General features: G+C 61.7%; 18 protein-coding genes. 10 read left to right on the top strand and 8 right to left on the bottom strand.

Features of this window, described 5'->3' with window-relative positions; genetic code table 11:
* Positions 1-626 precede the first annotated feature (626 nt).
* Positions 627-1826, bottom strand: coding sequence for a tyrosine--tRNA ligase (gene tyrS / locus LU682_RS02190; RefSeq protein WP_010951769.1), 1200 nt, complete (start codon positions 1824-1826; stop codon positions 627-629).
* A 213-nt stretch (positions 1827-2039) separates the two neighbouring features.
* Here tyrS and LU682_RS02185 point away from each other — a divergent pair, with 213 nt between their 5' ends.
* Entirely contained in the window at positions 2040-3461 is a 1422-nt protein-coding gene (locus tag LU682_RS02185) for a peptidoglycan DD-metalloendopeptidase family protein (RefSeq protein ID WP_003255509.1), read from the top strand.
* Between the two features lie 3 nt (positions 3462-3464).
* Complete coding sequence (locus tag LU682_RS02180; RefSeq protein ID WP_010951767.1) at positions 3465-4556, top strand: anhydro-N-acetylmuramic acid kinase; 1092 nt, start codon at positions 3465-3467, stop codon at positions 4554-4556.
* Between the two features lie 59 nt (positions 4557-4615).
* On the opposite strand, the gene erpA is transcribed toward LU682_RS02180, so the two are convergent.
* On the bottom strand, positions 4616-4966 hold the full coding sequence (erpA, locus tag LU682_RS02175; RefSeq protein WP_003255511.1) for an iron-sulfur cluster insertion protein ErpA: 351 nt from the start codon (positions 4964-4966) through the stop codon (positions 4616-4618).
* A 147-nt stretch (positions 4967-5113) separates the two neighbouring features.
* Complete coding sequence (gene argC, locus LU682_RS02170) at positions 5114-6148, bottom strand: N-acetyl-gamma-glutamyl-phosphate reductase (RefSeq protein ID WP_010951765.1); 1035 nt, start codon at positions 6146-6148, stop codon at positions 5114-5116.
* Positions 6149-6290: 142 nt separating this feature from the next.
* Here argC and hemJ point away from each other — a divergent pair, with 142 nt between their 5' ends.
* The 6 genes from hemJ (at position 6291) to LU682_RS02140 (ending at position 10717) form a co-directional block, all read left to right on the top strand.
* Entirely contained in the window at positions 6291-6716 is a 426-nt protein-coding gene (gene hemJ, locus LU682_RS02165) for a protoporphyrinogen oxidase HemJ (RefSeq protein WP_010951764.1), read from the top strand.
* Positions 6717-6744: 28 nt separating this feature from the next.
* A complete protein-coding gene (locus tag LU682_RS02160) occupies positions 6745-7701 on the top strand; it encodes an NAD(P)H-dependent flavin oxidoreductase (protein ID WP_010951763.1) in 957 nt (318 codons plus the stop codon).
* A gap of 67 nt (positions 7702-7768) precedes the next feature.
* On the top strand, positions 7769-8551 hold the full coding sequence (locus LU682_RS02155) for an SDR family NAD(P)-dependent oxidoreductase (protein ID WP_010951762.1): 783 nt from the start codon (positions 7769-7771) through the stop codon (positions 8549-8551).
* A 63-nt stretch (positions 8552-8614) separates the two neighbouring features.
* A complete protein-coding gene (locus LU682_RS02150) occupies positions 8615-8953 on the top strand; it encodes a histidine triad nucleotide-binding protein (RefSeq protein ID WP_003255518.1) in 339 nt (112 codons plus the stop codon).
* Between the two features lie 65 nt (positions 8954-9018).
* Positions 9019-9666, top strand: coding sequence for a 2-polyprenyl-3-methyl-6-methoxy-1,4-benzoquinone monooxygenase (gene coq7, locus LU682_RS02145; protein WP_010951761.1), 648 nt, complete (start codon positions 9019-9021; stop codon positions 9664-9666).
* 10 nt (positions 9667-9676) lie between these two features.
* Complete coding sequence (locus tag LU682_RS02140) at positions 9677-10717, top strand: DUF2157 domain-containing protein (protein WP_232914899.1); 1041 nt, start codon at positions 9677-9679, stop codon at positions 10715-10717.
* Between the two features lie 76 nt (positions 10718-10793).
* On the opposite strand, the gene LU682_RS02135 is transcribed toward LU682_RS02140, so the two are convergent.
* Complete coding sequence (locus LU682_RS02135; RefSeq protein ID WP_004376171.1) at positions 10794-11216, bottom strand: OsmC family protein; 423 nt, start codon at positions 11214-11216, stop codon at positions 10794-10796.
* 190 nt (positions 11217-11406) lie between these two features.
* Between LU682_RS02135 and crp the strand changes: the two genes are divergently transcribed.
* A complete protein-coding gene (gene crp, locus LU682_RS02130; protein WP_010951759.1) occupies positions 11407-12051 on the top strand; it encodes a cAMP-activated global transcriptional regulator CRP in 645 nt (214 codons plus the stop codon).
* Here the strand turns inward: crp and LU682_RS02125 are convergent.
* From LU682_RS02125 to LU682_RS02110, 4 genes are all read right to left on the bottom strand, one after another.
* Positions 12048-12752, bottom strand: coding sequence for a lipoate--protein ligase family protein (locus LU682_RS02125; protein ID WP_010951758.1), 705 nt, complete (start codon positions 12750-12752; stop codon positions 12048-12050). The genes crp and LU682_RS02125 overlap by 4 nt on opposite strands.
* 147 nt (positions 12753-12899) lie before the next feature.
* The gene (trpC, locus tag LU682_RS02120; RefSeq protein WP_010951757.1) at positions 12900-13733 is read right to left on the bottom strand and encodes an indole-3-glycerol phosphate synthase TrpC; all 834 of its coding nucleotides are present in this window, start codon (positions 13731-13733) and stop codon (positions 12900-12902) included.
* Positions 13730-14779: an anthranilate phosphoribosyltransferase gene (gene trpD, locus LU682_RS02115; RefSeq protein WP_010951756.1), complete on the bottom strand. Its 1050-nt coding sequence runs from the start codon at positions 14777-14779 to the stop codon at positions 13730-13732. The genes trpC and trpD overlap by 4 nt, the downstream gene beginning before the upstream one ends.
* 9 nt (positions 14780-14788) lie before the next feature.
* On the bottom strand, positions 14789-15382 hold the full coding sequence (locus tag LU682_RS02110) for an aminodeoxychorismate/anthranilate synthase component II (RefSeq protein WP_003255531.1): 594 nt from the start codon (positions 15380-15382) through the stop codon (positions 14789-14791).
* Between the two features lie 367 nt (positions 15383-15749).
* Between LU682_RS02110 and estP the strand changes: the two genes are divergently transcribed.
* Entirely contained in the window at positions 15750-17639 is a 1890-nt protein-coding gene (gene estP, locus LU682_RS02105) for an esterase EstP (RefSeq protein ID WP_010951755.1), read from the top strand.
* Positions 17640-17727: the final 88 nt, after the last annotated feature.

Genomic DNA, 17727 nt, shown 5'->3' with positions numbered 1-17727 from the left:
CTTTTCGTCTCAACCGAGGCGCGCATTCTACGCTTTCCTCAGGGCCTGTCAAGCGTTTATTTTGAAGTTTTCTGCGAGAAACTCGTTTAGCTTCAAACACTTGGCTCGCTGCGATCTCTCGTAGCGGGAGGCGAATCATACAGCACTTGGAAGCGCTGTCAACCATCATCTCAACCGCTTTCGATCATTCGATCGTAGCCCTTTCAGCTTTTGCCTTAACTACTTAACTCATTGAATCTCAAGGAGTTTTTCGTTCCGATGTCGCTGGAAGTGGGGCGCATTATAAGGGGATTCGAGAGGGCGTCAACCTTTAATTTCAAGAAAGTGAAATATAAGGGGAAAAGACCGTATCGAGGCTGCCAAGTGTTCGCCACGACAGTTTCAGCGCCTATGAGACCGAGCGCCGCCCGCGCGGCGCTCGGTTTCATAGGCGGTGAATGTCTCAAGCCGGACGCGGGCGGCGCTCGATCTCACAGGCGCTGCAAGGGTTGTGGCGGACACATCTCACCGCCAACACCCTCTCAAAACAGCCCCCTCCCCCTACAACAGCAACCACCAAACCCCAAAAACAAAGCGGGGAGGCCTACCGGCCTCCCCGCTTCTATATAGCTACACCATCCAGGCAATCACTCAGCCTTGAGGGTAACCCGGCCAAACGACTTCTTGCCCGCTTGGCACACATGGGTAGCACCAAGGACAAACATGAAGTCCTTGTCGACCACTGCACCATCAACTTTCACCGCGCCGCTATTCAGCAAGTCTCGCGCCTGTGCCGAGTTCTTGACCAGACCAGCCCGGTTCAGCACCGCAGCAATTGGCAGGTCTTCCGCCGCAGCCACTTCGATCTCCGGCAAGTCTTCCGGCAGCTCGCCTTCCTTCATACGGTTACCGGCAGCACGGTGAGCATTGGCCGCAGCCTCTTCTCCATGGAAGCGCGCGACGATCTCTTCTGCCAACTTGATCTTGATGTCACGCGGGTTGGCACCGTTGGCGACGTCGGCACGGAACTGCTCGATTTCTTCCATCGAACGGAAGCTCAGCAGCTCGAAGTAACGCCACATCAGGGTATCCGGGATCGACACCAGCTTGCTGTACATCACCCCTGGCGCTTCCTGGATGCCGACATAGTTGCCCAGCGACTTCGACATCTTCTTCACGCCGTCGAGCCCTTCGAGCAGTGGCATGGTCACAATGTTCTGCGCTTCCTGGCCATAAGAGCGCTGCAGTTCGCGCCCCATCAGCAGGTTGAACTTCTGGTCGGTACCGCCCAGCTCAACGTCCGCCTTCAGCGCTACCGAGTCGTACCCCTGCACCAGCGGATAGAGGAACTCGTGAATGGCAATCGGCTGGTTGGTGGTGTAACGCTTGTCGAAGTCATCACGCTCCAGCATGCGCGCGACGGTGTACTGCGAAGCCAGGCGAATGAAGTCGGCAGGGGTCAGCTTGTCCATCCACGTGGAGTTGAACGCGACTTCAGTCTTGGCAGGGTCAAGAATCTTGAAAACCTGCTGCTTGTACGTCTCGGCGTTCTCCAGCACCTGCTCGCGGGTCAGCGGCGGGCGCGTGGCGCTCTTGCCGCTCGGGTCGCCAATCATGCCGGTGAAGTCACCAATCAGGAAGATGACCTGGTGGCCCAGATCCTGGAACTGGCGCAGCTTGTTGATCAGCACCGTGTGACCCAGGTGCAGGTCAGGTGCGGTCGGGTCAAAGCCAGCCTTGATGCGCAGAGGTTGGCCGCGCTTGAGCTTCTCCACCAGTTCCGACTCGACCAGTACTTCTTCCGCACCGCGCTTGATAAGCGCCAGCTGCTCTTCAACCGACTTCATAGACAAACCCGCAAGGCTCAGATTCAGGGGGAGCCAACCATACAAGATCGGCCGTCAAATACAAGTTTCGCAAAGGAATGTGACCCGAACACAGGCTTGCGGCGTCTACGCGCCCTTGCGTGAAAATGGATTTGGTTATATTTTATACAGTTATTTCATCTTCATCATGTCATTCATCTTTTCCATTTCACCTTTTTCAAAGTCACCTTGCCCATGACCAACGAACCGCCTAAAGCGCCCCCGCTTTATCCGAAGAGCCATCTGTTGGCCGCCAGCGGCATCGCCGCCCTGCTCAGCCTGGCTTTGCTGGTATTTCCTTCCAGCGAAGTGGAAGCCAAGAAAACTACCCTCAACCTCGAGCTCGAAAGCCCTGCCGAGCAGCTGAAAGACGAATCCCGCGCCGCACCCCTGGTGCAAAGCGAAGGTGAGCAAGGCTCGCCTTTCGCCCAGATCGAAGAGGCTACCCCCGAAACCCAGAAGGCCGATCAACAGGCCCCGGCCGCTGAGCCGGTTGCCGAGGCCGCCAAGGAGCCTGGCCACCGCGAAGTCACCGTGGCCCGCGGCGATACTCTGTCCACCCTGTTCGCCAAGGTCGGCCTGCCAGCCAATGCTGTGCATGATTTGCTGGCCAGCAACAAGCAGGCCAAGCAGTTCAGCCAGCTCAAGCACGGCCAGGTCTTGCAATTTGAGCTCGACAAGGATGGCCAGCTGGCCAGTCTGCACAGCAAAGTCAGCAATCTCGAAACCATTCGCCTGACCAAAACCGCCAAGGGCTACACCTTCAACCGTGAAATCAGCAAGCCGGTGATACGCACCGCCTATGCCCACGGGGTGATCAAGAGCTCGCTGTCTGCTTCCGCCCAGCGCGCCGGCCTGTCCCACAGCATGACCATGGACATGGCCCGCGTGCTGGGTTACGACATCGACTTCGCACAGGATATTCGCCCTGGGGACGAGTTCGACGTGGTCTACGAACAGAAGGTGATGGATGGCAAGGTCGTCGGCACCGGTAACATCCTCTCTGCGCGCTTCACCAACCGCGGCAAAACCTACACTGCCGTGCGCTACACCAACAAGCAGGGCAACACTACCTACTACACCGCCGACGGCAACAGCCTGCGCAAGGCCTTCATCCGTACGCCCGTCGACTTCGCCCGCATCAGCTCGCGCTTTTCCGCCGGTCGCAAGCACCCCATCCTGAACAAGATCCGCGCCCACAAAGGCGTCGACTACGCGGCCCCCCGCGGTACACCAATCAAGGCAGCCGGTGACGGTCGCATCGAACTGGCCGGGCGCCGTGGTGGCTACGGCAATACCGTGATCATTCAGCATGGCAACCGCTACAAGACGCTGTATGGCCACATGCAGGGCTTTGCCAAAGGCATCAAGACCGGCAGCACGGTCAAACAGGGCCAGATCATTGGCTACATCGGCACTACCGGCCTGTCCACCGGCCCACACCTGCACTACGAGTTCCAGGTCAACGGCGTGCACGTCGACCCGCTGAGCCAGAAAGTGCCAATGGCTGACCCGATTGCCAAGAACGAGCGTCAGCGCTTCCTGCAGCAGAGCCAGCCGCTGATTGCCCGTATGGATCAGGAAAAGGCCACCCTGCTCGCAGCGAACAAGCGCTAAGCCATGGCGCTCTACTTGGGGGTGATGTCCGGCACCAGCCTCGATGGCCTGGATATCGCCCTGGTCGAACAAGGCGAGCAGCTTGAACTGCTCGCCACCCACTACCTGCCCATGCCCCCGGACCTGCGCCAGGACCTGCTGGCCCTGTGCAGCAGCGGCCCTGACGAGATTGCCCGTGCAGCACTGGCGGAAAACCGCTGGGCCAGCCTGGCCGGCGAAGGTATCCGCCAACTGCTGGCTCGCCAGGGACTGAAGCCCGAAGCCGTTCGCGCCATCGGCAGCCACGGCCAGACCATTCGCCATGAACCGGCCCGCGGCTTTACTGTGCAGATCGGTAACCCCGCACTGCTCGCCGAACTGACCGGCATCAGCGTGGTCGCCGACTTCCGCCGTCGCGATGTGGCTGCCGGCGGCCAAGGCGCGCCACTGGTACCGGCCTTCCACGAAACCCTGTTCAGCCAGCTTGGCCGACGCCTGGCAATCCTTAACGTAGGCGGTTTCAGCAACCTCAGCCTGATCGAGCAGGACAAGCCGGTTCATGGGTTCGATTGCGGCCCGGGGAACGTGTTGCTGGATGCCTGGATCGAGCGCGAGCACGGCCACCCCTATGATGCAGATGGCGCCTGGGCTGCCTCGGGTGTGGCTCAGCCCGGGTTGCTCAGCGCACTGATGGCTGACCCGTTCTTTGCCGGCAGCGGCCCGAAGAGTACCGGCCGCGAGGTGTTCAACCTGCCTTGGCTGGATCGCCACCTGGCCAACCTGCCGGCATACCGGGCCCAGGACGTGCAGGCGACACTGCTGGAACTGACCGCACGCAGCATCATCGATTCGCTTGGCAAAGCCCAGCAAGGCACCGAGGCGCTGTTGGTCTGTGGTGGAGGCGCCCGCAACGGCGCGCTGATGGCCCGTCTTGGCCAGCTGCTACCTGCGGCCCGTGTCGCAAGCACTGGCGCCTATGGCGTAGACCCGGACTGGGTCGAAGCCATGGCCTTCGCCTGGCTGGCTCACTGCTGCCTGGAGGGTATCGCCGCCAACCGCCCCAGCGTCACTGCCGCCAAGGGCCTGCGCGTACTGGGCGCAATCTACCCGGCATAGCCACTACGCCAGAAAGCAAAACGCCGCGCAATTGCGCGGCGTTTTCGTATGCCCAGCCCTTAGATCGAGAACGACGACCCGCAACCGCAGGTGGTCGCGGCATTCGGGTTCTTGATCACGAAGCGCGAGCCTTCCAGGCCTTCCTGGTAGTCCACTTCGGCACCCGCCAGGTACTGGAAGCTCATCGGGTCGACCACCAGGGAAACGCCCTCGCGCTCGACAATGGTGTCATCTTCGGCCACGTCTTCATCGAAGGTGAAGCCATACTGGAAGCCCGAGCAACCACCACCGGTCACGAACACCCGCAGTTTCAGACGTTCATTGCCTTCCTCATTGACCAGGTTTTTCACCTTCTGGGCTGCCCCATGGGTGAACTCCAGACCGGTAGGGGTGAAGGTTTCGACGCTCATGTTGATTCTCCCGGCGCGGTAGCCGCCATAAAACTCGATGACGCGCATTATCCGCTTTCCCGAGAAAATCGGTCAAGAATTGTGCGGCTTTAGTCGCGACCTGCAAAAAGGCCCGCACGACGCGGGCCTTTTCCAATGCTGGCGGCCTTACGGCAGCAAGCCGGCATGGGACAGGCCCATGCGCTCATCCAGACCGAACAGAATGTTGAGGTTCTGCACCGCCTGGCCGGAGGCACCCTTGACCAGGTTGTCGATCACCGAAAGCACCACCACCAGATCACCACCCTGCGGACGATGAACGGCAATGCGGCAGACGTTGGCACCACGCACGCTACGGGTTTCCGGATGGCTGCCTGCTGGCATCACGTCGACGAACGGTTCATCGGCGTAGCGTTTCTCGAACAGCGCCTGCAGGTCGACCGAGGTATCGACCACGTTCGCGTACAGGGTGGCATGGATGCCACGGATCATCGGCGTCAGGTGCGGCACGAAAGTCAGGCCGATGTCCTTGCCCGCGGCCAGGCGCAGGCCCTGGCTGATCTCCGGCAAGTGGCGATGGCCCTTTACCGCGTAGGCTTTCATGCTTTCGCCGGCCTCGCAGAACAGCGAGCCCACTGCCGCACCACGACCAGCGCCGCTGACACCCGACTTGCAGTCGGCGATCAGGCGCGACGGGTCAGCCAGGCCCGCCTCCAGCAGCGGAAGGAAGCCCAGCTGGGTTGCAGTCGGGTAGCAACCCGGCACAGCGATGAGGCGTGCCTGGCGGATCTTCTCGCGGTTGACTTCGGGCAGGCCATAGACTGCGTCCTTGAGCAGCTCTGGCGCGCCATGGGGCTGACCGTACCACTTGCCCCACTCAGTGGCATCCTGCAGACGGAAGTCGGCCGACAGGTCGATCACCTTGGTGCCAGCCGCCAGCAGCTCACCGGCCAGGGCGTGTGCAACACCATGCGGAGTGGCGAAGAACACCACATCGCAGGCCCCCAGAGCCTTGCTGTCCGGCACGCTGAACGCCAACCCGTCATAGTGGCCGCGCAGGTTCGGGTACATGTCCGCCACCGCCACGCCCGCCTCGGAGCGCGAAGTGATGACCGCCACTTCGGCCTGTGGATGCTGTGCCAGCAGACGCAACAGTTCGACGCCGGTGTAACCCGTGCCGCCGACGATACCGACCTTGATCATAACGCTTGCCCCTTATCAACGAGCCGTCTGGAAAGCGCACGATAATAGGGGCGCAGGGCGCCTGTAACAACTCTTCGGGTGACCCTTCGGGCGCCTGACCACTACTATCTGACGACCGTGACTATCTGAAGGAACTCCCTCCATGCTTTACCTATGGATCAAAGCGCTGCATATCGTCAGCGTGGTCTGCTGGTTCGCCGGCCTGTTCTACCTGCCCAGGCTGTTCGTCTACCACGCCCAGAGCCAGGATAGCATCAGCCAGGAACGCTTCGTGACCATGGAGCGCAAGCTGTACCGCGGCATCATGAACCCGGCGATGATCGCCACCTACGTTTTTGGCGCCTGGATGCTGTACCTCACCCCCGGCTGGCTGAGCCAGGGGTGGCTGCATGCCAAGCTCACCCTGGTCATCCTGCTGACCGGCTACCATCACGTGTGCGGTGCCCAGCGCAAACGCTTCGCCAACGGCACCAACACCCGCAGCCACGTTTACTATCGCTGGTTCAACGAAGTGCCCGTGCTGATTCTGCTGGCTATCGTCATTCTGGTGGTGGTGAAACCGTTCTGACATAGCCACCCGCTCAAGGAGCCTTGCCATGTCGCTACCTGCCTCGCTCGAACAACGCCTGCGGCTGCCCGTGGTTGCCGCGCCGATGTTCCTCATCTCCAACCCCCAATTGGTGCTGGCCTGCTGCGCCAGCGGCGTGGTTGGCAGTTTCCCGGCACTGAACCAACGCGACAGCGCTGGCTTCAAGGCTTGGCTGGAAGAGATCGAGGCAGGCCTGGCTCAACTGCAGGCGCCAGCGCCCTACGCCGTCAACCTGATCGTCCACCCGACCAACCCGCGCCTGCAGGCCGACTTGGCCTTGTGCGTCGAACACCGTGTACCAATCGTTATCACCAGCCTGGGGGCAGTAAAGGAAGTGGTCGATGCCGTACACGGCTACGGCGGCCTGGTGCTCCACGATGTCACCACCCGCCGGCATGCCGAAAAGGCCGCCGAAGCCGGTGTCGATGGCCTTATCGCCGTCGCCGCAGGCGCGGGCGGCCATGCCGGCACCTGGAGCCCGTTCGCCCTGGCCGCAGAAATTCGCCAGTTCTTCGACAAGACCCTGCTGCTGGCTGGTTGCATTAACCACGGCCACGAAATCCTGGCCGCACAACTGCTGGGGGCGGACCTGGCGTACATGGGCACGCGCTTCATCGCCACCACAGAAAGCCAGGCTCAGGGCGCCTACAAACAGATGCTGCTGGATGCCCATGCCGCCGACATCATCCACACACCCGTGGTGTCCGGCATCCCCGCCAGCTTCCTGCGCCAGAGCCTGGAGCAGGCCGGCTACGACATGAACGCCCTCAAAGCGGGGCAGGTGCAAGGCAAGCTCAAGCCGATCGATGACGAAGCCAAGGCCTGGAAGACCGTATGGTCAGCGGGCCAGGGCGTCGGTGCCATCCATGACCTGCCCAGCGCCAGCGCATTGATCGAGCGCCTGCATGGCGAGTACCGGCAAGCCCTGGAGCACTGCCAGGTTCTGCGCGCCCGCGCCTTGTAGCAAAAGGCAACACCTTGCACGGGCAAGTTGTACACTAGGCGCCCTCTTCCGCCCCCAGGAGCCTTGCATGACCCGTTACGCCATGATCACTGGTGCTTCCAGCGGCCTGGGCCTGGCCTTGGCGGAAGCGCTGGCACGGCGCGGGCGCAATCTGATCCTGGTGGCACGCCAACGAGAAACGCTGGAGCCTGTTGCCATCGAGCTGACCCAGCGTTTCGGCGTCGAGGTGCTGTTCCGCGCCTGCGACCTCAGCCAGCCGCTGCGCCTTTCAGGCTTCGTGCTAGAGCTGGAAGAAGGCGAGCGGCGTATCGATTTGCTGGTCAACTGCGCGGGCTTGCGCACCTATGGGCCGTTCCTGGCCCATGAATGGGCCGACGAACAGGATCTGCTGGAAGTCAACGTGCTGGCCCTGAGCCGCCTGTGCCATGCCATCGGTAACCTGATGGCTGTACAGGGTGGCGGGCAGATTCTCAACGTCGCCGGCCTGGCCGGGGTGGCGCCTGGCCCATGGATGGCCGCCTATGCCGCCAGCAAGGCCTACGTGTTGAGCTTTTCCCAGGCCCTGCGCGAAGAACTCAAGCGCACCGGCATCAAGGTCTCGGTACTGTGCCCTGGCCCGGTACGTTCCGCACGCCGGCGCATTGCGCGGCTCGATGGCAAGCCGCGCTGCCTCAGCCCCGAGGAAGTGGCGCTGTACACCGTGCGGGCACTGGACAAGAACCGCGCACTGATCATGCCCGGCCGGCGCAACCGCTGGCTGGCGTTCGCACCGCGGCTGCTGCCGCGCTGGCTGGTGCGCAAGCTGGCCGGGGCCATCCACCGCCGCTATTGCCCCTCAGGCATGGAATAGCCACTGGGCGAGCGGCTCACGGCTGAGTACACTCGGCCCGACCCTCACCATGGAGCAAGTGCTGTGGACGATCTATTCCTCAAAATCATCAACCGGGAAATCCCGGCAGATATCATCTATGAAGACGACCAGATCCTGGCCTTCAAGGACATTGCACCCGCGGCACCGGTACATTTTCTGGTCATCCCGAAAAAGCACATTCGCACCCTCAATGACCTGACCGAAGAAGACAAGGCCCTGGCTGGCCACATCCTGTTCACCGCCCAGCGCCTGGCTGTCGAACAAGGCTGCGAGGAAGGTTTCCGTGTGGTCATGAACTGCAACCCCAAAGGCGGCCAGACCGTCTACCACATCCATATGCACGTGCTTGGCCAGCGCCAGATGAACTGGCCTCCGGGCTGACCCACGGCAAGCGACCCCGCCGCTATTGCGGTAAACTGTCGGGCACATTCTTGCGGAGGTGCCCGATGGCTACCGAACGTCACTACTCGCCGCTCGACCGCTTGTTGCTGCAGGCCGATACCGCCATGCGCACCTTGCTGCCCTTCAGCGGCCAACCCACCCGGCCATCGCCGGCCATCGTCCAGCCAGACGCTGACCTGGACGAGCAGCAGGCCCGTCATATTGCCGGGCTGATGCGCATCAACCATACCGGTGAAGTCTGCGCCCAGGCGTTGTACCAAGGCCAGGCCCTGACCGCCAAGCTGCCCGAAGTGCGCAAGGCCATGGAGCATGCCGCCGAGGAAGAAGTGGATCACCTGGCCTGGTGCGAACAGCGCATTCGCCAGCTGAACAGCCACCCGAGCGTGCTCAACCCTCTGTTCTACGGCATGTCGTTCGGCATTGGCGCACTGGCCGGGCTGGTCAGCGACAAGGTCAGCCTGGGCTTCGTCGCCGCTACCGAACATCAGGTGTGCAAGCACCTCGACGAGCACCTGGAGCAGCTCCCGCACGAAGATGAAAAATCCCGGGCCATTCTCGAGCAGATGCGCATCGACGAAGAACAGCACGCCGAGTCTGCACTGGAAGCCGGTGGTTATCGCTTCCCGGCCCCCGTCCGCTTTGGCATGAGCTTGCTGGCCAAGGTCATGACCAAGAGCACATACCGCATCTGAAGGCATCGCCATGACGGATCGATTCGACGCCAAGGACCTGGCGCGCGCCGTGCAAGCAGGCATTCTCCAACCAGGCCAGGACCAAAGCCTGTTGGCATTCCTGCGCCAGCAACCCGCACCACGTGGCAGCTTTCAGCTGGCCCATGTTGCCTTCTACTTTGGCGCCATGCTGATCATGGCGGCAATGGGCTGGTTGCTCACCGAGGCATGGATGAGCCTCGGTGACGGCGCGCTGTTGATCATCGCCAGCCTCTATATCCTGCTGATCACCTTGTTCGCCCTCCATCTGCAACGCCGCGTCCAGCCCGTCGCTGCTGGCGTGCTGGCAGCAGTAGCCGTCAGCATCGTGCCGCTGGCGGTATTCGCTATCGAACGCATGCTCGGCTGGTGGCCACTGGACGATGCGCAGGCTGACTACCACCAGTACTACACCTACGTGCAAGGCGGCTGGCTGGCGATGGAAGCAGCCACGGTGCTTGCCGGGCTGCTAATGCTGCGACTGATCCCCTACCCGTTCGTCGACATGCCAATGGCCGTGGCCTTGTGGTTCATGTCGATGGACCTTAGCGAGTGGTTCTTCGGCTCACCGTTCAGTTGGGAGCAGCGTCGCCACGTCTCCCTGTGGTTTGGGCTGGGCTTGCTGGTGGTTTTCCTCGTGATAGACGGCCGCACACGTGAGGACTACGCCCGTTGGGGTTACCTCGCCGGGCTGGCAGCGTTCTGGGGCGGGTTGACGCTACTGGACAGCGGCAGTGAGTTGGGCAAGGCCATGTACTGCCTGATCAACATTGCGCTGATGGGCATGGCGGTGCTGCTGCGTCGGCCGGTATTCATGGTGTTTGGTGCGCTGGGGGTGGCGGCTTATCTGGGATATCTGTCGTACGAGGTGTTTGCCCAGTCGTTGCTGTTCCCGGTGGTGCTGACCATGATCGGGCTGGGGGTTATCTGGCTTGGCCTGGTTTACCAAAAGCGCCGGGAGCGGTTGAGCCAGGCGCTAAGAAGCCGTCTTCCGCAATGGTTGCGGATGGCCCTTCCGGCCCTGCGCAACTGAAACTCGCCCGGGCCGCGGGTGGGAGCGGGTTCACCCGCTTCCACAAGGGCTGCAAAGCGGCCCCGGAATCTCAGCCTTAACCCAGCTCTACGATTTCATACCCATGGGTAATCTCAACCCCGGCACGCTCGAGCATGATCGAAGCCGAGCAATACTTTTCCGCCGACAGCTCCACCGCCCGCTTGACCTGCGCTTCTTTCAGCCCACGCCCTTTCACCACGAAGTTCATGTGAATTTTGGTGAACACCTTAGGGTCTTCGCTGGCGCGCTCCGCCTCCAGAAATGCCTCGCAGCTTTCCACTGCCTGGCGCGACTTCTTCAGAATGCTCACCACGTCAAAGCTGCTGCAGCCACCCAGGCCCAGCAACAGCATTTCCATCGGTCGCACGCCCAGGTTGCGGCCGCCGGCCTCGGGCGGGCCGTCCATTACGACGACATGGCCGCTCCCCGATTCGCCGAGGAACATTGCCTCACCGGCCCACTGGATACGTGCCTTCATCTACCCGGACTCCTGATTTTCGGAAAAGGGTGTCAGCTTAGACCTTGTGCGGCTGTGGGAAAAGCACGAGATGTGTCGGTTTAGTACCGAAACATCTCGTAGTGTCTGATAAGCTGGCGCCAAATGACTGGCGCTCTCCGTCAGCCAACCTCTAAAAAAGCCTATGCGTCATATCGAACAGGATTTCGTGATGGTTGCCTCCGCCCTACCCGCCAAGATAAAGAACATCGACAAGCTGCTGGTACACTGCCAGCGCCGCCGCTACACCGCCAAAAGCAATATCATCTGCGCCGGCGACCGGGCCGAGACACTGTCGTTCATCATCAAGGGTTCGGTCACCATCCTCATCGAGGACGACGACGGCCATGAAATGATCATCGCCTACCTCAACCATGGCGATTTCTTTGGCGAGCTAGGCCTGTTCGAGCCCGTTGATGGCGAGCAGCAGCGCAGTGCCTGGGTACGCGCCAAGACAGAATGCGAAGTGGCCGAAATCAGCTACGAGAAGTTTCGCGAGCTGGCGCGCCAGGACCCGGAAATCCTCTATGCCCTGGGTAGCCAGATGGCCCAGCGCCTGCGCAACACTACGCGCAAGGTTGGCGATTTGGCATTTTTCGACGTGACCGGGCGAGTTGCCCGTTGCCTGCTGGAACTGTGCAAGCAGCCCGACGCCATGACCCACCCCGATGGCATGCAAATCAAGATTACCCGTCAGGAAATCGGCCGAATCGTCGGTTGCTCTCGGGAAATGGTCGGCCGCGTTCTCAAGGATCTCGAGGAACGCAGCCTGGTGCAGGTCAAAGGCAAGACCATGGTGGTCCACGGTACCCGCTAGTCCTTGGGCAACTCGGCCAGTACCTTGGCGTAGGCCTGCGAAAGGCGCTCGAACCAAGGTGCTACCGGCGCCACTTCGTGCAAGGCGATGTGCGCATCGGCGCGACAGCGTTGCTCCAGCTCACAGCACTCGTTGAAGCGGTTGACCGCCGCCACCATCGACTCACGCTCGTTGTCCAGCAGCAGCGCACCGTGCACCAGCACCACCGGACGCTTGCCACCCAGGCCCTGACGCCAGCGCTGGGCGGTACCCACCAATTTGCGGCCATTGAGGTTGACGTTGTAGCGGCCATCGCAGAAGGCCCCGTCGATTTCCCCGACTGACGCTACGCCGCCCCACTCGCGCAGCACATCACACAGCGGCAGACACAGGCGCTCGTAGGCATTTTCGATACGGCCGTGGTCGCCTTCACTGCGCGGTGCGGCGTAGACCAGTGCAACGTTCACCGTCGAATGCGACTGAGGCACCGGTTCGCCGCCGGTTTCTCGCAGCAGCACCGGCCAGCCAGCAATAGCCAATTCCGCGCAGGCGACCTCGAAGTTGCCCAGCCGGCTCATGCGCCGAGGCATGACCAGCGCGTGGTCGGTGGGGCGCCAGAACAGCACGCCACTTTCGCGTTCGCCACGGCAGACGGCGGCCAGCAGTTCCTGCTCGGCGTGCAGGCCTTGTTCGACGCTCAGGGCCAGGGGTTGATCGGTCATTGATCCACCTATGATGTTGATTTCACTGGCCTCTTCGCGGGTAAACCCGCTCCTACGACAGGGCGCGTACCCGTGTAGGAGCGGGCTTGCCCGCGAAGAGGCCATTACAGGTACAAAAAAGCCGGCAAAAACGCCGGCTTCATTTGATCAGTCCAGTTGCTGAACAGTCTTCTTCACCTGCTCGGGGAAGAACAGCCGCTGTAATTCCAGGCCAGGCTGCTCGGCGCGCATGAACGCCTCACCCACCAGGAACGAGTAAACCTCGTTGATTGCCATCAGCTCCACATCGGCCCGGTTGAGAATACCGCTTTCGGTAATCGCCAGACGGTCACGCGGAATGCGCGGCAGCAGGTCAAGGGTGGTTTCCAGGCTGACCTCGAAGGTGTGCAGGTTGCGGTTGTTCACCCCCACCAGCGGCGTATCCAGGGTTTTCAGCGCGCGCTCCAGTTCATCGCCATCGTGCACTTCCACCAGCACGTCGAGGCCGACGTCCTTGGCAGTGGCGGCCAGTTCAGCCATCTTCACGTCATCCAGCGCCGACACGATCAGCAGTACGCAATCTGCCCCCAGGGCCCGGGCTTCGACGATCTGGTAAGGGTCGACCATGAAGTCCTTGCGGATCACCGGCAGCGAAACCGCCGCGCGGGCCTGCTGCAAGTACTCATCGGCACCCTGGAAATAATCGACATCGGTCAACACCGACAGGCAGGTGGCCCCGCCCTTCTCGTAGCTGACCGCGATTTCCGCTGGCACGAAGTGCTCGCGGATCACGCCCTTGCTTGGCGAAGCTTTCTTGATTTCGGCAATCACCGCGGGCTGCTTGCGCTTGGCCTGCTCGATCAGCGCGTTGGCGAAGCCTCGCGGGGCGTCAGCGGCCTTGGCCAGGCCCTCCAGTTCGGCGAGGCTGACGTGCGCACTGCGCTCGGCCACTTCCTGAAACTTGCGGGCAATGATCCTTTCCAGCACCGTCGGCACACTCATGCTTCGTTCTCCACCTTGAATACTGCAGTAAAGGCACCCAATTCCTGCAGCTTTTCCCAGGCCAGGCCGGTGTGCAGTACATCATGGGCCAGTTCTACACCGGCTTTCAGGCTCATGGCATGGTCGGCTGCATACAGTGCCGCGCCAGCATTAAGCACGATCATCTCGGCGGCCTTCTGACCGTTCTCGGTCTTGCGCCGGCCCAGCGCATCGCGGATCAACTCCAGCGAAGCCTGCGGGCTCTCGACAGCCAGGCCATGAAGGCTCTGACTCTTCATGCCGAGGTCTTCCGGCTCGACCCAATATTCAGTGATTTCGTCATTTTTCAGTTCGGCGACGAAGGTGGGTGCAGCCAGGCTGAACTCGTCCAGACCATCCTTCGAGTGCACGACCAGCACATGCTTGCTCCCCAGGCGCTGCAGCACCTCAGCCAGCGGGCGGCAAAGGGTTTGCGCGAACACACCGACCACCTGGTGCTTCACTCCGGCCGGATTCGTAAGCGGGCCGAGCATATTGAACAGGGTGCGCAACCCCAGTTCTCGACGTGGGCCAGCGGCATGTTTCATGGCCGAGTGGTGACTTTGCGCGAACATGAAGCCGATGCCCAGGCTGTCGATGCAGCGTGCCACTTGAGTTGGCGTCAGGTTCAGGTAGATGCCGGCAGCTTCCAGCAGGTCGGCACTGCCGCTCTTGCCCGAGACTGCGCGGTTACCATGCTTGGCCACCGGGCAACCCGCCGCCGCCAGGACGAAGGACGAAGCGGTGGACACGTTGAAGATGTTGGCGCCATCACCACCGGTCCCGACAATATCGACGACACCATCGAGGCTTTGCAGCTCGACCTTTTCGGCCAGCTCACGCATCACCGACACCGCACCGACGATTTCGTCGATGCTTTCGCTTTTCATGCGCATGCCCATCAGGAAAGCGCCTATCTGCGCCTCGCTGCACTGACCGGTCATGATCTGGCGCATGACCTCGCGCATTTCTTCGGTAGTCAGGTCCAACTGCCCGACGATACGGCTCAACGCACTCTTGATATCCATGTTCGATCCTTAACGGCGGCCGCCGGTCTGCTTGAGGAAGTTGGCGAACAGTTCGTGGCCCTGCTCGGTCAGGATCGACTCAGGGTGGAATTGCACCCCTTCGATATTCAGCGTCTTGTGGCGCAGGCCCATGATCTCATCGACCGAGCCGTCAGCATGGGAGGTCCAGGCGGTAACTTCCAGGCAGTCGGGCAAGGTTTCACGCTTTACCACCAGAGAGTGGTAACGGGTCACGGTCAGCGGGTTGTTAAGGCTGGCGAACACGCCCAGGTCGCGGTGATATACCGGGCTGGTCTTGCCGTGCATGACCTGACGTGCACGTACAACGTCGCCGCCAAAAGCCTGCCCGATTGACTGGTGGCCCAGGCATACACCAAGGATTGGCAACTTCCCGGCGAAATGCAGGATGGCCTCGATGGACACGCCTGCCTCGCTTGGGGTGCACGGGCCCGGAGATACGACGATGCGCTCAGGGTTGAGGGCCTCAATCTGGGCGATGGTCATTTCGTCATTGCGAATGACCTTGACCTCGGCACCCAGCTCGCCAAGGTACTGAACAACGTTGTAAGTGAATGAGTCGTAATTGTCGATCATCAGTAACATGGTGTTAAACCTCTTGAATCTACTGACTTCATGATTCGAACCTTCCGGCACCAGCCACAGGCGCGGCTTTGCCACAACGGGCGGTAAACGAGAAGGCAAACGGGGACGGGCCGGGCGGGCCGGCAGGAGATAAAGTCAGGCGCGCCAACGCCAACGGGCGTGGGCCTTGATTACGCGCATCAAGAGTTTGCTGACGATCAACACAGGATAGGTCTCGCTCATACGTCCCGGCACAGTAGCCTACCGGGGCGACGGGCGCAATATGCCTGTAAACACGGGGAAACGAATGGACTTGGGAGCGAAGCACGACGATTTGCTAAGGTCGATGGGCTTGCCCTGATAAAAACAAAGAAAAGGATGTTCCCCGATGCGAAAAGCCCCGTTATTGCGCTTTACCCTCGCTTCACTGGCCCTGGCCTGCAGCCAGGCGTTGGCCGGCCCTTCGCCCTATTCAACCCTGATCGTGTTTGGCGACAGCCTCGCCGATGCCGGGCAGTTTCCCGATCTTGTTGGCGGTACCCCAGGCGCGCGTTTCACCAACCGTGACGCCGACGGCAACTTCGCCCCGGTGTCGCCGATGATCCTCGGTGGCCGCCTGGGCGTCGCGCCAGGCGACCTTAACCCGTCGACATCCGTAGGTATCCAGCCCGATGGTAATAACTGGGCAGTCGGCGGGTACACCACCCAGCAGATCCTGGACTCGATCACGACAACGTCCGAGACCGTCATCCCCCCAGGAAACCCCAATGCCGGGTTGGTGCTGCGCGAGCGCCCCGGCTACCTGGCCAACGGCCTGCGCGCCGACCCCAATGCCTTGTACTACCTGACAGGCGGCGGCAACGACTTCCTTCAGGGCCTGGTGAATAGCCCGGCCGACGCCGTAGCCGCCGGCGCCCGCCTGGCTGCCAGCGCCCAAGCGCTTCAGCAAGGAGGCGCGCGCTACATCATGGTCTGGCTGCTACCTGACCTCGGCCAAACGCCCAATTTCAGTGGCACGCCACAGCAAAACCCACTGTCACTGCTCTCCGCTGCGTTCAACCAGTCACTGATCAGCCAGCTAGGGCAGATCGATGCCCAGATCATTCCACTGAACATCCCTTTGCTGTTGAGCGAGGCGCTGGCCAGCCCCAGTCAGTTCGGCCTGGCCAGCGACCAGAACCTGGTCGGCACCTGCTATAGCGGCGATAGCTGCGTGGAAAACCCGGTGTACGGGATCAACGGCACAACGCCAGACCCGACCAAACTGCTGTTCAACGACTCGGTCCACCCGACCATCGCGGGTCAGCAGCTGATTGCCGATTACGCCTACTCGATCCTCGCGGCCCCCTGGGAACTGACCCTGCTACCGGAAATGGCCCACGCCAGCCTGCGGGCTCACCAGGATGAGTTGCGTAATCAGTGGCAGACGCCTTGGCAAGCAGTTGGGCAATGGCAAGCCTTTGTCGCCAGCGGCGCTCAGGACCTGGACTTCGACGGCCAGCACAGCGCGGCCAGCGGTGACGGCCGCGGCTACAACCTGACCGTGGGCGGCAGCTATCGCCTGAACGACGCCTGGCGCCTGGGCCTGGCCGGCGGTGCAAACCGGCAGAAGCTGGAAGCTGGTGAACAGGACTCGGACTACAAGCTGAACAGTTATATGGCCAGTGCCTTTGCCCAATACCGCCAGGACCGCTGGTGGGCCGACGCGGCGCTGACCGCCGGGCACCTGGATTACAGCGACCTCAAGCGTACCTTCGCCCTGGGCGTGAATGACCGCAGTGAGAAGGGCGACACCGACGGCGAGGCCTGGGCAATGTCCGGGCGGCTGGGCTACAACCTGGCGGCCGACACCAGCAACTGGCAGTTGGCACCTTTCATCAGTGCCGACTATGCGCGGGTGAAGGTGGATGGCTACGACGAGAAGAGCGGACGTTCGACGGCGCTTGGCTTCGATGACCAGGAGCGCACGTCACGCCGCCTGGGCGTGGGGCTGCTGGGCAGTGTGCAGGTACTGCCAAGTACCCGGCTTTTCGCCGAGGTGGCGCAGGAGCATGAGTTCGAGGACGACGAGCAGGATGTGACGATGCACCTGACCAGCTTGCCGGCGAATGACTTCACCCTGACCGGGTATACGCCGCACAGCGACCTGACCCGGGCGAGCCTGGGTGTGAGCCATGAACTGGTGGCAGGGGTGCATTTGCGCGGGAACTACAACTGGCGCAAGAGTGATGAGTTGACGCAACAGGGTATTAGCGTGGGGGTTAGCGTGGACTTCTGAATTGCTGGGGGCCGCTTTGCGGCCCATTCGCGGGTGAACCCGCTCCTACGACGGCCTCGTATGCCTGAGGCTTGCGCAACCTTGTAGG

Origin of the sequence: Pseudomonas alloputida, from assembly GCF_021283545.2 — a bacterium.
GTDB classification, from domain to species: Bacteria; Pseudomonadota; Gammaproteobacteria; order Pseudomonadales; family Pseudomonadaceae; genus Aquipseudomonas; species Aquipseudomonas alloputida.
Note: the sequence above shows the minus strand (reverse complement) of the source record. Positions and strands in the feature narration are given on the sequence as shown.

What these genes read in the sequence shown, in the direction of transcription:
- tyrS (WP_010951769.1), bottom strand. Translation starts at nt 1,826, where the DNA reads ATGAAGTCGGTTGAAGAGCAGCTGGCGCTTATCAAGCGCGGTGCGGAA.
- LU682_RS02185 (WP_003255509.1), top strand. Translation starts at nt 2,040, where the DNA reads ATGACCAACGAACCGCCTAAAGCGCCCCCGCTTTATCCGAAGAGCCAT.
- LU682_RS02180 (WP_010951767.1), top strand. Translation starts at nt 3,465, where the DNA reads ATGGCGCTCTACTTGGGGGTGATGTCCGGCACCAGCCTCGATGGCCTG.
- erpA (WP_003255511.1), bottom strand. Translation starts at nt 4,966, where the DNA reads ATGAGCGTCGAAACCTTCACCCCTACCGGTCTGGAGTTCACCCATGGG.
- argC (WP_010951765.1), bottom strand. Translation starts at nt 6,148, where the DNA reads ATGATCAAGGTCGGTATCGTCGGCGGCACGGGTTACACCGGCGTCGAA.
- hemJ (WP_010951764.1), top strand. Translation starts at nt 6,291, where the DNA reads ATGCTTTACCTATGGATCAAAGCGCTGCATATCGTCAGCGTGGTCTGC.
- LU682_RS02160 (WP_010951763.1), top strand. Translation starts at nt 6,745, where the DNA reads ATGTCGCTACCTGCCTCGCTCGAACAACGCCTGCGGCTGCCCGTGGTT.
- LU682_RS02155 (WP_010951762.1), top strand. Translation starts at nt 7,769, where the DNA reads ATGACCCGTTACGCCATGATCACTGGTGCTTCCAGCGGCCTGGGCCTG.
- coq7 (WP_010951761.1), top strand. Translation starts at nt 9,019, where the DNA reads ATGGCTACCGAACGTCACTACTCGCCGCTCGACCGCTTGTTGCTGCAG.
- LU682_RS02140 (WP_232914899.1), top strand. Translation starts at nt 9,677, where the DNA reads ATGACGGATCGATTCGACGCCAAGGACCTGGCGCGCGCCGTGCAAGCA.
- LU682_RS02135 (WP_004376171.1), bottom strand. Translation starts at nt 11,216, where the DNA reads ATGAAGGCACGTATCCAGTGGGCCGGTGAGGCAATGTTCCTCGGCGAA.
- crp (WP_010951759.1), top strand. Translation starts at nt 11,407, where the DNA reads ATGGTTGCCTCCGCCCTACCCGCCAAGATAAAGAACATCGACAAGCTG.
- LU682_RS02125 (WP_010951758.1), bottom strand. Translation starts at nt 12,752, where the DNA reads ATGACCGATCAACCCCTGGCCCTGAGCGTCGAACAAGGCCTGCACGCC.
- trpC (WP_010951757.1), bottom strand. Translation starts at nt 13,733, where the DNA reads ATGAGTGTGCCGACGGTGCTGGAAAGGATCATTGCCCGCAAGTTTCAG.
- trpD (WP_010951756.1), bottom strand. Translation starts at nt 14,779, where the DNA reads ATGGATATCAAGAGTGCGTTGAGCCGTATCGTCGGGCAGTTGGACCTG.
- LU682_RS02110 (WP_003255531.1), bottom strand. Translation starts at nt 15,382, where the DNA reads ATGTTACTGATGATCGACAATTACGACTCATTCACTTACAACGTTGTT.
- estP (WP_010951755.1), top strand. Translation starts at nt 15,750, where the DNA reads ATGCGAAAAGCCCCGTTATTGCGCTTTACCCTCGCTTCACTGGCCCTG.